The organism is Sediminitomix flava (assembly GCF_003149185.1).
Taxonomy (GTDB): Bacteria; Bacteroidota; Bacteroidia; order Cytophagales; family Flammeovirgaceae; genus Sediminitomix; species Sediminitomix flava.
Map to the genome: position 1 here is coordinate 723,865 of NZ_QGDO01000003.1, position 15,647 is coordinate 739,511.

The 15,647-nt window shown below is 34.4% G+C and carries 10 protein-coding genes; 2 read left to right on the plus strand and 8 right to left on the minus strand.

Going from position 1 to position 15,647, the window contains the following annotated elements; genetic code table 11:
- Window position 1 precedes the first annotated feature (1 nt).
- From BC781_RS14565 to BC781_RS14600, 8 genes are all read right to left on the minus strand, one after another.
- Entirely contained in the window at window positions 2-1,879 is a 1,878-nt protein-coding gene (locus tag BC781_RS14565) for a PriCT-2 domain-containing protein (RefSeq protein WP_109619001.1), read from the minus strand.
- Complete coding sequence (locus BC781_RS14570; protein ID WP_109619003.1) at window positions 1,876-2,484, minus strand: BT4734/BF3469 family protein; 609 nt, start codon at window positions 2,482-2,484, stop codon at window positions 1,876-1,878. The genes BC781_RS14565 and BC781_RS14570 overlap by 4 nt, the downstream gene beginning before the upstream one ends.
- Before the next feature lie 89 nt (window positions 2,485-2,573).
- Entirely contained in the window at window positions 2,574-3,533 is a 960-nt protein-coding gene (locus tag BC781_RS14575; RefSeq protein ID WP_158281490.1) for a tyrosine-type recombinase/integrase, read from the minus strand.
- 83 nt (window positions 3,534-3,616) lie between these two features.
- Window positions 3,617-3,919: a helix-turn-helix transcriptional regulator gene (locus tag BC781_RS14580; protein ID WP_109619008.1), complete on the minus strand. Its 303-nt coding sequence runs from the start codon at window positions 3,917-3,919 to the stop codon at window positions 3,617-3,619.
- A 106-nt stretch (window positions 3,920-4,025) separates the two neighbouring features.
- Window positions 4,026-5,273: a hypothetical protein gene (locus tag BC781_RS14585; protein ID WP_146201694.1), complete on the minus strand. Its 1,248-nt coding sequence runs from the start codon at window positions 5,271-5,273 to the stop codon at window positions 4,026-4,028.
- A gap of 127 nt (window positions 5,274-5,400) precedes the next feature.
- Window positions 5,401-6,462 carry a tyrosine-type recombinase/integrase gene (locus BC781_RS14590; RefSeq protein ID WP_109619012.1) on the minus strand — a complete coding sequence of 354 codons (1,062 nt, stop codon included), beginning with the start codon at window positions 6,460-6,462 and terminating at the stop codon, window positions 5,401-5,403.
- A gap of 8 nt (window positions 6,463-6,470) precedes the next feature.
- A complete protein-coding gene (locus BC781_RS14595; protein WP_109619014.1) occupies window positions 6,471-6,836 on the minus strand; it encodes a helix-turn-helix domain-containing protein in 366 nt (121 codons plus the stop codon).
- Window positions 6,833-7,195 (minus strand): excisionase family DNA-binding protein, encoded by a 363-nt coding sequence (locus tag BC781_RS14600; protein ID WP_109619016.1) that lies wholly within the window; start codon window positions 7,193-7,195, stop codon window positions 6,833-6,835. Before BC781_RS14600 ends, BC781_RS14595 begins: the two co-directional genes overlap by 4 nt.
- Window positions 7,196-7,663: 468 nt before the next feature.
- On the opposite strand from BC781_RS14600, the gene BC781_RS14605 reads away from it, so the two are divergent.
- Window positions 7,664-11,731, plus strand: coding sequence for a DEAD/DEAH box helicase (locus tag BC781_RS14605; RefSeq protein ID WP_109619018.1), 4,068 nt, complete (start codon window positions 7,664-7,666; stop codon window positions 11,729-11,731).
- Window positions 11,731-15,636 carry an ATP-dependent helicase gene (locus tag BC781_RS14610; RefSeq protein WP_109619020.1) on the plus strand — a complete coding sequence of 1,302 codons (3,906 nt, stop codon included), beginning with the start codon at window positions 11,731-11,733 and terminating at the stop codon, window positions 15,634-15,636. The genes BC781_RS14605 and BC781_RS14610 overlap by 1 nt, the downstream gene beginning before the upstream one ends.
- Window positions 15,637-15,647 lie beyond the last annotated feature (11 nt).

Consider the following 15,647-nt stretch of genomic DNA (forward strand, 5'->3'; position numbering starts at 1 on the left):
GCTATTCAAATTTTGGAGGAGTACCACGCTTGAAAGAGAAGCCTCTCATTTTTTCATGTCGTTGATTTTTTCTGAATTCTGCATCAGGAATATGATTTGCATAGGCTTCGCACCATTTTTGAAAAGTACGAATGGCTAAGTTGCTGTAATCAGGAAATTCTTCTACGAAACTTTCTAGAGTATTATTCGAACCATAAAACTTCAATCGATCTTCTTGGTCTTGAACCCAAAGTAAAAATTCTCGATTGGTTTCCTCTTTAAGTTTTCGGAGTTGTAGGTGTGGATTTTGAGCTTTTATTAAACCATTACGAAGGTATACCTGAAGACATAAAGCCATTGTAACAAAGAAATATTGCCATTCAGAATTAGCCCAATTTTTACCAAAAAACCATTGTCCAAATTCGTGTTCTGGATGGTAATCTTCTGAAAAGTAATTCGTCACCTCAAATTCGTAAACTCTATCCCGGTCTGAACTTCCATCAAGTCTTAGTGTTTTGTTGCTCGTTATTAGAGTTTTTGCAAGAACATTATAGGGTTGTTTCCCTTTAGGGTTTACCTCATACCCTTCGGTGATACCTGTATAGATTGATTCTAGTTCAAAATCATTTTTCAAATCATTAAAGGTAACTACCTGGTCATTACGCTTAATTTTCTGAAAACGGTGGTTGTTAGAGCTTTGAAAATCTTTACCACTAATGTCTGACGTAGGACGGATTTCAGCGATACCTTTGGAAACAAGTGTTTTACCAGTTCGCCCATTAGCTCCATCTGATAAGCTACTGTCAGTGAGTGCTATTGCTTTCATTTTGGTTTCAAAGAACCCATGAAGAGAATAACCGATAGCAGACATTAGTGCTTGAATTCGATTTCCTCTAGGGTTTAATATTTGTTTTAATTCTCGATTACTATTGACATAACCTTCTGAGATAAGTACAATAAATTTGGCAAAAGCTGAACGATCAAAGATCGAATCAATATTTTCTAGGTATCTAGAATCAAACTCATGTGGTATTATTTGCTCTTCCCAGATATAACCATTCATACTTGAATAATCTTTAAAGCTAATTCCACTATCTTTAATCTCAAGAAAACCGTTTTTAAAGAAGATAAATGAGGTGTTTTTATCATCTTTCATCAATTTGAATTCTCGATCAGGGTTTAATTGAGCAAAGAAGTTTTCACTACTAAATTTAGGTTTGGAGCAAAAAGCATTAAACATTTCTTGCTCAGTTAGTCCATTGATTTCTTTATAATTTTTAAAAACCTTTTCAATAATGATAGCAATGATGTCATCTACTTCAATAGCTGCAATTATATTTCGAAGTACTCTAACAAATTGACGTTCATTTTTAGTCGTACTAATTCTGAAAAAGCCCATCGCTTTAAGAAAACATATAAATAGAAAAGCATCAATTGAAATTTTTTGATTACCATTTTTATCAATAGTTATAATAAAGAAATTAATCACTAGCCGTTGTTGTTGCTCTAGCTGTTGCTTCTTTGGTACGCCTCCTTCATAAGCCAAGTGGAATAAGGTGTTTACCCTGATTCCATTTCCAGTTGAGTTGAGACATTTGTTGTATTGATCTTCACACTCTGAAAACTCGTAACTACTATTAAAATTACTTATGCGGTGAAAATAATCTCTTCCATTTTCACCTAAAGCGTCAACCAATGCAAAACCGATATTAAGCCAATTGTCATAACCATCTGTGATGTCAAGTTGATTTCGCTCTATGTATGAAACGATATATTCAATACTTTCTTCAGTAGATATATTGACTTTTATTTCATTAGCTACATCTTTGATGACTGTTGCAATGTGTTGCGGTTTGTTGCTTTGAGTTGCAGTAGGAATATTATTTTTTACAAAACTCATAGTTGAAAAAGGTTAGTATTTATAAAACAATTTGGGTCATGTGGGATAAAACAAGCTCTGCTAATGTCTTTACAAGCTTTATCGACCTCTAGGTTATACTGTTGTTGCATATAGTTGCGAATTGCAACAAAGTGGGAGAGGTGGTGTTCGTCTGAAACATCAATGTGAATAATCCATTTCAGACCATCTCCACCTGGACTTGTAAAGAGTAGTAGCGTTTGTAATTCAGTTTCTTTTAAAAGAAATTTTCGACTTTGCTCAATGTTATCAAGGTGGTCAAAATCAATACAAATCATATTAGAATGGCTGATAACTCCACGTTCACTTCTTTTTGAACAGACACAGGAGAATGTTACATAATCCATTTGTTGTTTGAGTGAAGGAGCTTTCGTTCGTCTATAATTGTTGGTTATTTTTTTGTGATAATCTCCAATAATGACTTTGTAGACCATCGGGATAGTGATGTTGCGGTATGGAATAGTATTTTTGATTCCATTTTTGAAGTATGAAAATAATCCTTGGTTGATATCGTAAATATCCCAATTTAAAGGATAGCCGTTAGCTCCAATTATATTGCCAAAGCTGTCTTTATGAATTTTACTCATTTCTCTGAATTTTAGTTGAAAAAAGGCAATACGAAACCACCCTCATTTCTGAGGTATTTTCAAAATTGGATTGCCTGTGAAATAAAAAATTAGAGTTGTGGAATACTATTGATTAGTGCTTCCTTTTGTGCTTTTTGAAGGTGTAAGTACACTTCTGTTGTTTTGATATTACTATGCCCCATAGACTCTTTTATTGCGTAGATATTTCCTGAAAATTCGAGTCCAAGGCTTGCAAAGGTATGTCTTGAATTGTGGTATGTGATTTTCTTATTGATACCTACTTCGTCCATCCAAACTTTAAGTTTTTTACTGACATTAGAATAAGAGCAAGGAAAGATCCTTTGTGTATCACTACCTCTTTTTCCCATCATTTCTAAAGCTGTTGGATGTAATTTGATTTTCATTAGCTTGTCGGGTGTTTTCTGCGGATAAAATGAAAGTACGTTATCGCTCGAAACATTTGACCAAGTAACAGAAAATGTATCTCCAACTCTGAGGCCTGTAAAGCATGAAAACAAGAAAGCTTTTTTCAGTTTTGAAGAGTTGAAATCTGTTGCTTTGAGTTGCTGTAACTCCTGAAAAGTTAGAGCAACTTTATTAGAAGTAACCTGCTTGATTTTCTCTACTTTCTCCATCGGATTATTGAAAATCAATTCATCTTTAATTGCTTCCTTAAGAATACATCCAATTTTGTTGAAGTAGCTATATGCTGTGTTCTGAGATCTATGATTGAGTAGAAAATCTCTATATTTTTTAAGAAAAAGTGAATTTACTTCACCAAATAATAAATGATCAGAACCATTAAAGACGACTAAAGATTTTAAAGCACTCAAATAAACCTGTTGGTTTGAATTCCCTTTTCTTTCTACGATTTTAATAGCATAATCAAAGAAATTAACCTTATTCCTACTTGAGTCGAGATAACCGTAGCCATACATAAGAAGCTTTTTTTCCTCATTACTTCTAATTTGTTCAGCGAGCAGTCTAATATCTTTATTGTGTTGTCGCTCTTTGGCAGATTTAGGATTCTTGTAAAGCTTTAGTTTCATGGAAAAAGAAGTCTTCCTTCCATGAATACAAGTCGCTATATAGAGATAGGTAAACCTTTTTTTACCTTTTCTTTCCCAAGTTCTTACCATTTTCCTCCAATTTTTAAACTATCTCTTAGATGACTTGTTGTGGAAGCTTTTTGGATTGCCTCATCTTGTGTAGTGATTGGATTGCGAAGGAGCCATTCATCGATTAGGTCTCGATCGAAAAAGATCATTTTCCCATTTGGTTTGGAGTATGGGATTTTGTTTTGTGAGGTCAGTTTGTACAAATAGGATTCTGAAATCCCAGTGTACTTAGAACATTCGGAGATATTGAAGGCTCTTTTTTGAAAAAGTAGCGATTCGTGAATTTGACTTAAAAGCGTAATTATTTGTTGCATCATTTAAAAAGTTTATGCTTGAAAAAGTGATTAACTATGATGCAATTATAAGTCAAGGAAAGGTCAAAATTATAGGATATCCCTAGTGAAATAGGGGATATCCCTTCATTTATTTTATGGCAACTGAATATAGATCAGCAGGTAATTTACTGATATAATTACTTGTAGAGACATTCTTTGCTAGGTTCTCTTTATTAACTAAAGATTCGCCATTACATGTGAAATTCTGCTTTATACGTTGATTTATGTTATCCTTTTTGCTAGAGCTTATGATTTTAAAGTCACGATGCAATTGAAGAAGAAAGAAGATGGCTTTTAATTCATTGACATTTCCTTTCCAATTGATAAGTGGGGTATTTTCTTCTCTGAATTTATCTTTCCATTCACTCAGTGAGCATTCTAGTTTATCTTTTACTGCCTCAAATATTTGGTGGAGAATTTTATCAACTTCTGGTGTATAGAGATCCGTTAGTTTGAATGGCTGATTCTCATATCTTGAAATGTTTTTTCCCATAGGGTCTTGAATTTGGATATTGGGATGGATTTTAGCTATGAAATGTAACCATTCTTCAGCATCGTGGTTTGAGATGCTGTTTTCAAATTGTGTTATATGTTCGTCTTGTTTATTATTTTTTAACTCTTCTTTGAAAAGTTCTTGAGCACCTTTGTACTTACAAAGTTGAATGAAAATTTCAATATAGTTGGATTTGTTGAATACGTAATTTGAGATAAGTATCTTGTAAAATAGTTGTATTCTCTCATGAGCTTTGTAGCTTAGTTCTATAAGCCCATTGTCAATGACAGGCAAAAACTCATGATGCTTATTTTCCAAAAAAGCTACGTGCTCCATAATAAACCTAAGCTTTTGGAGTATAATCAGTTTCTCAAATACATTAGCGAGTTTTTCTGTGTCAATATAATTGAGTAGAACACGCTTGCACATTGCGACAACAGGTTTTTCCATTTTTTCGTAGCGATCAAGGTCAAAATTATATTTGGCAAGCACTAGACTAAATCCATCAATCACCTTTGTTATACTTCCTCGATCTATTGCGTTGTAAAGCTCTTGGCAATGATCGAGATAGTAATGGAATGCTTTTATATAGAGGAAGAGCTCTTTTTTAGATGTTTTTGAGAGCCTTATCATTTGAGCGACTTGTGATCTCAATCCTAAAGCCCTCAATATGATAGGTAGGGGTTTCCTATTAATGATAGCACTGAAGTTTTTTCCTCTCTTATCGTAGGTATTTATTGTTTTGCCCCATGTCTCAATGGTTTTTTCCTTGTTTAAGTATGGATATCTTTGTTGTAGGATCGTAGTCAGGGTTTGAGTAGGAGTAGTTTTGCTTTGTCCCATATTAGCTTTAGTTAATTGTTGTACAAAATTACACTTTTTAAATTGTATCTTGAATTTTTTCAAGTGATATACTATGTGTTTTTAACAACTAAGAAGTAATTGTTTGAGCTTTTCTTTTAGTTATGTTTCACCCAAACAACTCAGGAATACAATCCATTAATTGATCTTTTCGAGAATCAATAATCTTGGCATAAATAGAAGTCGTCTTGATATCACTATGTCCTAGAACCTCCTTTAAAACATAAATATCGGCTCCGTAGGTAATCGCCATTGTCGCAAAAGTATGTCTTGCACAGTGGAAAGTAATATGCTTGAAAATACCTGCTCTCATTACCCATTCCTGTAAAATTAGGTTGATATTATTGCCGTAGCTTAGTCGAAAAATATAAGAGTTGTCTTCTCGGATTTCTTCAATGATCTGCTTTGCTGTCTTGTTTAACTTGAGGTACATAAACTTTGACTTGGTTTTCTGCGGTCTAAACTTGATTGTATCATCTTTAATATCATTCCAGGTAAGTTTAGTTACGTCTGACCATCTTAGACCTGTGTAGCAAGAAAATAGAAAGGCTTGTTTAAGTTTTGGTTTCTTGCATTCGGTCTGAGCTAGTATTTGTAGTTCTTCGTGTGTGAGGTATTCCCTTTGACTGTCAGCTTGTGGAATAGCAGATACATGATTGTTCGGATTGAAGTGGATGATATGTTCCTTTTCAGCTTGATTGAGTACGGCTCTAAAGCGATTATAATAAGCACAAGCGGAGTTTTGAGCAAGCTTCTTGAGTAAATAACGTTTATAGCTTTCAGCAAAGGGAATATCAATTTGACTAAAATTAAGTGTTTTTCGGTTGTTATTGAATTTGTGAAGGTGTTGTAAAGCTGTTCTCCAAGTTTCTTGATTGCTTCCTATCTTGGTCTTAACGATTTCTTCAGCGTAATTGAAAAAATTAGATTTGGAATTGAAAAGCATAACTCTATCATATCCGAAGCGATTAAGTTCGACCAATTTTTCATTTTTCAATTTCTTAGCTTGCTTCCTCATCTCTCGATTATACGCTTTTTCTTCATTGTCTTTTGGGTTGTTATAGAGAGTAATTTTTAAGCTTTGTAGACTTCGCTTTCCTCCATCGTAGATATCGAGTGCAAGATGGATTCCTTTTTTCCCTTTTCGTTCTCTAATTGATACAGATGCCATAATTGTGTCTAGTTGAATAGTTTGTTCAGTTCTGATTTTTTGATAATAACCCTTTGCTGTCCGATTTTCACAGCTTTAAGTTTGTTACTCTTAATAAGACGGTAAATGGTTTTTCGATTAATATGAAAAAGCTCACAAGCCTCTTTTATGCTCAGAAATTCTTTAGTTTCAATATGGAGTAAATTAACAAAGCGTTTTTCCTCTTTCTTGTATTCCTCTTCTTCCATACTCAAATGAATAGATTCATCTCGTTTCTGTTGTTTGTATGCCCTTTGAGCGCATTCAAGTGAACAGTATTTGGTAGAAACTTTCTGAGCAATAAAGTATCCTTTACAGTAAAGGCACACTTTGTCTATGCTTTTGAAAGAAGTCATGAATTGAAGATTTTATCCAAGTCAGAGCGTTTGATGATGATCTTCCGACCAAGACGAGTGACTTTGAGTTTATCAGCGTTGATCAGTCGATTCAGTGTCCAGCGACTAGCTCCAATTAGAATGGAAGCTTCTTTAATGCTCAAAAACTCTTTGATCTGTATTTCTTGTAGAAGAATTGGGTCTTCTTCTTTTTGGTTTGAAGATGGGGTAGGAGGTGGAGGTATTTCTCCAAATTTCTTACGAAGCTTGTAGGCTCTTTTAGCACAAGCATCTGAGCAATTTTTAGTTGCTGTTGTTTTGGCGATAAAGGAATTACCGCATACTTGGCAAGTCTTCTCAATTCGCATATTTGAACTCATGGCAATAAAGTTTAATCCTTTTAAATGCAGTTAAAGTTATTTCACCGAGCAACGTGGGACATTATTTCCCCCTCATGTTACGATTTGTTGCACGACTTGCATTTTAGGATTATTGTCGCCATTTTGCAACCAAATAAGGTTGGAGAACAGCTAACGAAAGGCAAGCAAAAGAAACAATCCAAGCATAATCTTTTGTTTTTATTGATTATACTTGGATTTTATTTGCCGTTTATACCCTACCTATTTGCCGATACAGAATGATAAAATCCCCTTTTTTAGCCCTTTGAGGGCTTTTTTTGTGTGTCGGGGGACGGTTTTGGGGACAGGGGATTCATTGATAATAGATTTAATGTAATTTCTTTTGTTTAAGTTTTGAATACTTTAACTGTAACTTCTTGCAAATGGTTTAGTCTGTATCTATATTCTGATTTTTATAAAACCATGTTTATTGTTAAGTAGGGTGGAAGAATGTATATTGAGGATTTTTTAAGAGAAAATGAATTAACTGTAAGCCAGTTAAAAGAGGAGTTGGAACGCAGGGAAGTAAGTAGTGCATTTGAATTACATCAAGAAATGCCTAAAGAATGGTTAGCGTGGTTTTCTAAAACTGAAAAGAAATCAGAAAGACTGTTTGCCTGTGTAAAGTATGTAGCGGATGATAAGTCGCATGGTTTTATAAAAACTTTTGAAGAGGTAAAACAACTAAATCTACAATCCCTCAGAAAAAGAGATGAGCATGATCACAAGCTTATGAAAAAAGACGTGAGTGATTTAGTCTCTGGTGATATTGTTTTATGTGAAAAGAATAGTGAATCTGGACAAATAAAAATCATAGATGAGGTATTTACAGGTATTCTGATTACACAAAATCATCAGCCTTTTTTCATTTGTATAGAAGCTCATTTACCTGTAACGGTCTTTCCCTTAACTAAAAATACAAATATCGAAGAAGCCGTTCTGACAAATGTTGGTTTGACTTTCGATAGAAATCATTTCCATTGTGAAGAACTACCTGATGACATAAGTCTAGCGGATAGAGGTTTGATCATAGAACGCTATATCGAATATTTAGAGATCTTATCACCTGAAAGTGTAGCATTTTTGAAAAATGAACTAGGAGATAAATTCGAACAGAATATAAACGTTAGCTATTTTCAACAAAAAGAATGGGATCAGCTAAAGGTGAGGAGTGAAACCTTAGCGAAGATAGCTTTTTTTCAAAAATGGGAAGATATTTCAGAAAAAAGCAATAAATCTTTATTTAATTCCTTAGACCTTGACACACAACTACTACTTTTTAATTCTACTCAAACGCCCAAAAGTCTGTGGAGCGACCAGTTTTTACACCAGCTAATAAATGAAAAAATTGAAGCTAATAAACTTCGTCTTCTACCCAAAGAAAGGAAAGAAGCTTTAGTAAAACAGTTTTTGGTCGAGTATGAGAGTGAAATTATAGAAGATGAAACAACTTATATTTGGGCAAAAAGTATAATTAATGTCCTCAATGATTTGACATTAACAATTGACTTTTTGAATGAAAGGCTAAGTCCTAAGTTTCAATTTGAGGGATGGTTAAACAATACAACTTATGGAGAATACCAAGAGCATATAGCTTTAAAGGCTCTGACAAGTCTTAGTGCAGTGCAGCAGTCAAAGGTTGTTCAAAAGTTAGGTGATAAGTTTACATTTGAATTAATAGCGGATATAAAACCTACGGAAGATCGCATTATCCAATTAAAAGTAATTGACCTTATTCAAAGGGAAATTGCTAAAAGACTCAATTTTGTTGTTTTCGATTTGGAAACAGATAAGGAACGGGTATATGAATTTGGAAGTGTGGACAATCGAGGGGAAATTATTAATTACCCGCATGATGAAAAGACATATTCCAATTGGCTTAAAGAAGAATCCCTAAAGTTTTCAAATGAGCTATCGAAACTCTTAAATAAGGCATCTATTAAATCGTCTAAAACACCTGAAAAGGCGTTTGTTGATGTAGATAAACTTTTTGAAGATAGGCTTGTGGTTGGACATAATATCATTGATTTTGACCTGCAAATCTTATCCGATTTAAAATTTCAAGAAAAACCTGTTTTGAAAGTTTGGGACACACTTGTTCTTGAATTGCTTTTGAGTCCTGAGCTTCGTTCTTATGCACTTCAAACGACGCATAGTGCACTAGAGGATGCAAAGCATAGCAAAGTGTTATTCCTAAATCAGTTATTGAGACTATTTTACTTGGATGATGAAGCCTTTTTTAATATTACCGAAATGTTTGAGGTCAGTCTAAAAACTGAACTTCAAAACTTGCGTGAATACTTCAAGAAAGTAAATTGGATTTCCTCGGAAGTATTGAATGAAACGAAAATAAGTCTCTTCAAGCAAGTGAATCGTTTGCCTATTTTAGAAGAAATTAATCGTACTTGTTTAGACAGTGATTACCCAAAGCAAGTGTTTGTGATGGCTAATGAGTTGCGTTATGCTGTACTCGACACCGTTCTTGAATTTCAGGCTGAAAAGCAGGATGATGCTTCTTTCTCAAAAATCAATAAAACAGCTTTACTAAACTTGGAAAACAAGACATTGGCAAAAGCGCTTAAAATTCATATTGAGTATCATGAGAAACGTAATGGAAAAGCGGTTTTTTTAGGACAAATTTCTCCTTTTTTGAGGAAAAAGATAGATATAGAGATTATCAGTGGAACAGCTCAAGACAGCCTTTGGAATAGAGAAAGTAAGCCATTTGATTTTAGGAAAAAACGTTTTCAGTTTGCATTGTCTTTAAGGCAGTTTTTTGAATATCAAGAGCAAATTTTAAAAGATGATCAAATCCAAATAGTGATTGTTGATCAAGATTTGATGACGATCCAAAACAAAGATGTGTTAAAACTCTTGAGACTAAAAGACGTCCTTCAGTTGGCTAGTGACCACTCGTTTTGGATTAAAAATTCTGGAGGTATCAGTAGTATAGGTTTGAATCAGAAAGAGGTCATTGAATTAGGGCTTGAAGATGAAAGTATTTTAGCTTATGATAATTTTTGGATTGAAAAATATGAATACGGAAAATACAGAATCTGTGGAAATAAAAGATGGGATAAAGCTCTTGAACAGATACCTAAAGAACGTATTTCTGAACTTAAAATAGCAGAAGGTGTATTGCCAAAGAGCCAATGTACTCTGGTGAAAACATTCCAAAAAAGTACTAAAGCATTGGTAAGAGTTAATCCCGAAAGTATCTATCGTTCCCGTTATTGGTGTTTTCAAAAAGAAGTTCTAAAAAGCAGTATAGAAGCTAGAGAGGCAGTCATCTTGATTGTACAACGTAAGGAAGAAATTCAAGAGCTAGAAAATTATTTCAGAAAAGGTTTAGGCTTTTATGTGCCTTCGTCTCAAGCTAGTTTGAGCAGGCGATTAGAATTGCTTCAAGAAAGTACACAACTGAATAAGCTAGTTGTGATTACACCAAAGCAACTTACAAATGTACTTCTGATGAACAGAGAAGGTTGCTTCAAGTTCATCTTAGATGCTTTTTCTTTGTATGAGTCATTTTTCATTACTAAAGACTCACAGATGTATCAAGATTTCCAAAAACAGGCAAATACTGATGGAGAAGATAAAGCTGAAATTGATAGTCACAAACCTTTGGAAAGAGATACTTTTTTTCTGCTGAAAATTCAGAAGCGTTATATAGATGTCCTCCGAAGATTGATACTGTTCAATAATCCCGAACATGAATTGATGATCTTAGATCCTAGAGTAGAGGACTTCCAAAACCTCGAAAAAATTTGGAATACGAATATCCGAATGATTAAGCTCGAAATGGATTTGGAAGCTTTAGAAGAAGAAGCCAAAATTGCTGACCGTTTCTTTTCTGCACCAATAAGTGATGGACGAAATTTACCAATGCCTCTTGCGGACATTAAGAAAATGTTAGCCGAGGTCTTTTTGGGTAAAGATCTGTTTTGGTATGACTATCAAGAGCCGTATTTAGATCGGATTATCCCTTCTGAAAAAGATCTATTGGTCAGTTTACCCACTGGCGGAGGAAAGTCTTTGTTATTTCAAGCACCTTCTTTGTTTAAATCGGTCTTCACCAATCGAATGTCGATTGTCATTACACCACTAAAAGCTTTGATGGAAGATCAGGTAAATACCTTGTGGGAGAAAGGGTTTATCAGTAATGTAGATTACATTAACTCAGATCGGAGAAGTGACTTATCCCTTATTTATCGCTCTATTGCAAGTGGAGAAGTGTCTTTGCTCTATATCACACCAGAGCGTTTTAGAAGTGGGGCTTTTCTAAATGCTTTAGAACAACGACTTCAAATTGATGGCGGTTTGGAATACGCTATTTTTGATGAAGCTCACTGTGTTTCTCAGTGGGGACATGAGTTTCGTCCAGATTATTTGAATAGTGCTAAAGCAGTAATGAAACTCAAAAAAGCCAATGCCGAAAACATTAATACACCTGTATTATTATTTTCAGCAACTGTATCAAACAAGATTTTTGAAGACTTCCAACAGATTTTCAAGTAATGGAGAGATTACCAGACCATAAAGTATATAACCCGATACGAGATCATATCGCTATAAATTTTGTCAGAAAAGGAAATGAAGATGAAATCAAGGCTTTTATTTCCAATAATTTAAACGAACAGAATTTCAATCCTGAATGTAGCCGAGTACTTATTTTTGTACAAACAAGAAACCAAGCAGAGGAAGCCACTGAACAGCTTAAAGAGGAACTTAAAATAGCAAAAAGACCGTATGCTGAACAAATTTCTTTTTATCATGCGGGTTTAGACAGTATAGAACGAGAAGAACGTTATGAAGCTTATAAAAATGGTGAGATTGTCATCCTATTAGCGACCAAGGCTTTCGGTATGGGTATGGATATTCCAAACATTCATTACATCTACCACTTAAGTCCAAGTTCTACATTTGAAGATTTTTTACAGGAAGTGGGAAGGGCAGGGAGAAACAAATCCTATCTAAATCAAGCTGGTTTTTCTGACAATCATCCTATTCAAGCTTATTGTTTGCATACAACTGATTCTTTCAAAAAAATTAAAGACAAAGAGCATAAGTATCAGATTACGTGGGAGAAAATCAAGGCAACAAGAAAGGCGATATTTGATTATGTACAGCGGTTTAGAGAACTAAAAGTTGAAAAAGAAAAAGCTTTTCCATTACCTCTAGACATCCAAGATAAAGATGGTGAAGAGGTGTCAAGAGTCGCTTTGCATTGGCTTGAAAAATTATGTAGAATCCGATTGGGGTTATACACTCCAACTTATTTGCCTTTGCAACTCAGCACTACCAATGTGCATATTCCTTCTACCGAGAAAGAAGAAATCGCTAAGAAACTAAATGTCCTCTATAATTTCTTAGGTGAAAAGAAGCATACAACGGAATGTTTTCAGAACAAACTGATGATTCAACAGTATGAGTTATCCAAGGTCATGAATGTGAAATCAAATGAGGTATTTTCTTATTTGTACAAAGCACAGAAATATGGTATCTGTACGCTCTTACGAGATGCGATTTTAGAACCTACCAAAAGACGAAAGAAAGAAGTAGAAAGTGAAATATTTTTCAACAAACAAAGTGATCTTGACTTCTTATCAAGCCGTTCACCTTCATTTCTATGTCTCGAAAAAGTCTTTGAATTTGCTTATCAGTTACTTAATGCCTCTAAACCAGAAGACCGAATTGTTTTAGACAATAATTATTTGGAAACAGAAATACAGAATATTTTATCTTCCATTTCTGACTCGGATTTTTATTGGCTAGACAATAAAGAGTTGGGTGCAGAAAAGTATACTAAAGAAGTAAATAAAGAGAAGAAAGACATTCAAAGTCGATTCAAGTTTGCTTTTAAAATGGTGCACAACTGTCCAAATTACAGCTTTAAGTCTGTTATGAATACGGATGAAGAAGAGAAGGCAGGAGCCCAGCAGTTGATCTATAATGCAAATAAGGACAATAAACTAGGACTAAGCTATCTAAATGAGTTTAGAAAAGACCTTGTTAAGCTGATTCATTATGTTTCTAATGAATACTATTCTAAAGAAAGTTTCAGGTTCAATATTGTTGGATTATCTAATCATTTAGGTTTTGATCAGCAGGGGGAAGAGTATTTTGGTCAGCTTGTGTTTTTCGCAAAAGCATTTGGTTATCTAAAAGGTGGAGGGAGTCTCGTTCCGATGGGGATTGAGTTATTTATAGATGAGCTTTCGGAAATCAATGAAAATGAAAAAGATGCTTTGGATGCCAAGTGTTTTGAAGAGTTTCAAGAAAGCAATCAAATGAAAGAACTTAGGCTTCTTGCATTGGAGTGTCTTTCTCTAATTGATGACAGAAGATATGATGCCTTTATTAAAGCCTATTTTGAATGCGCTAATGTCTCAGAATTGATTCACCTGTTAGAAGAATATCTCGGGGAAGATCATGAGAATCTAAAGGCGTTCAGACAAGAAGCTTTACAAAAAGCAGAAGAAAAACTTAGTGATCAGCAAGTACTTGTGTATCAAGCTCCACTTTCAGATAACCTGCAAGTGATTGCGGGTCCAGGCTCGGGTAAAACACATACCTTAACATTAAGAGTTGCTCGTTTGATTCAAAAAGATAAGATTGATCCCAAAAACATTCTTATTCTAGCATATAACCGTGCTGTAGTAGCCGAATTGAAAGAACGATTAGGGAAGCTTTTTAAAGAGTTAGGTTATGGAAAACTGATACACAGACTAAAAGTATTTACCTTTCATGGTTTCTGTAAATTTGCACTAAAAGAGCAGTTAAAGACGGATCATTTGGAAGAATGGGTACCTACTTTTTTGAAATTAGCACAAGATAAACCCGGTCTAGTGGCACAAGCCTTGGGCGGTATTAATTATGTTTTTGTAGATGAATTTCAAGATATTACCACAGAACGTTTGGAATTATTGAAGGTTGTAGCAAATGCCAAATCCGTACGTATCTGTGTCATTGGAGATCCAAACCAAAGCATCTATGGATACCAACGTTTTAACGAAGGAGGACAGATGGACTCTTTGCCTTACTATAAGGATTTTGCTAAAGTTTATGTTCCCAAAGAATATTACCTAAGCAACAATTATAGGTCTTACCCAAGAATTGTAGAGCAGTCTGAGAAGTTCTTAGCCTGTAATGATTCTAGATATAAGATGCCTGAGATGAAAGCTGTTTTAAAAGCCGATTCATCAGAATCTTACACAGAGAAAATTGATTGCTCTAATGGTAAGGACTATATAAAATGGGACGAACGTACACTCTCACTAATGCAAGAACAAGTTGGGGGGAAAGACAAATATCAATCTATAGCCTTGATGTTCAGGAGTAATGAGGAGGTTTTTAGAGCGTATAATGAGCTTGTAAAAGCATTGCAGAAAAGTGATTTACCTCTCCCAAAAATTAGTATTCAAGGCAATAATAGTAGCCCCAAAAGTAGTAGGGCTTTTTATGAGTTTTTCAAGATTATCAAACAACAACAAGAAAAACGCTTAGACCCGAATTATGTCGTAAAGCTAGAAGCTTATAAAGAACTTCTTATCGAAAAATATAAGCATTGGGATGAAGACTCATTTCATTTATTTCATGCCTTGGTATTAGAGTTTGATCATCAAAAAGAGGAAAATGCCAGCTATCAAGACCTTTATGATTTTATAGCTGAACTCGCAGATAAAGAAGATGGACAACTCACCAAAATTTTTAATAAGCACATCAAAAAAACTTCTGGGCAAGCAGAGAGTCAAGAGATTATTCTCACTACAATACATAAGGTAAAAGGGGTTGAATATGATGCAGTGATTATACCTCCTTCTTTTGCGCCTTTGCCCTATGGCATACAAGAAGAGTTGACCGAAGAAGTTACCAAGGATTTTATAGAAGAAGAAAGACGACTTTATTATGTTGCTTTCACAAGAGCAAAGAGAATGTTGATTACTTATTCATGGAAAAGAGAAAAAGCATTAAAAGAGGGAGTAGAATTTAAAGGAGTTAACAATGAAAGTCTTGGTATTCCAATTGATGGAAGCCTTGACAACTTACATATATCATGGAATGCTAAAAGTGGTAATTATGGAGGTCTGAAAAGCAAAGATTACATCAAAAATAATGTAAAACTTAAAAGTGAAGCTTCTATTGAGTTGAGGTATGGTAATTATGGTCTTGAAGCTTATGTCAAAGTAGAGGGTAAAAGAGTTGGGAAATTAAGTACGGCTAAGGTCAAAGAACTAGAAAGAAAAGTTTCAAAAAAGACAAAGGAGATCACAAATATGATGGTTACAAGTATTGCGGTTTATACCCGTGAAGAGTCTCTTAGGTATGATGAAAAACATGAAACAAATCATACTGATAAATGGGAGAATGGAGTTAATGAAGTATATTTGGTAAATGTCTCTGGATTTGGAAAAGAAAAATAGATGGCGTGAAA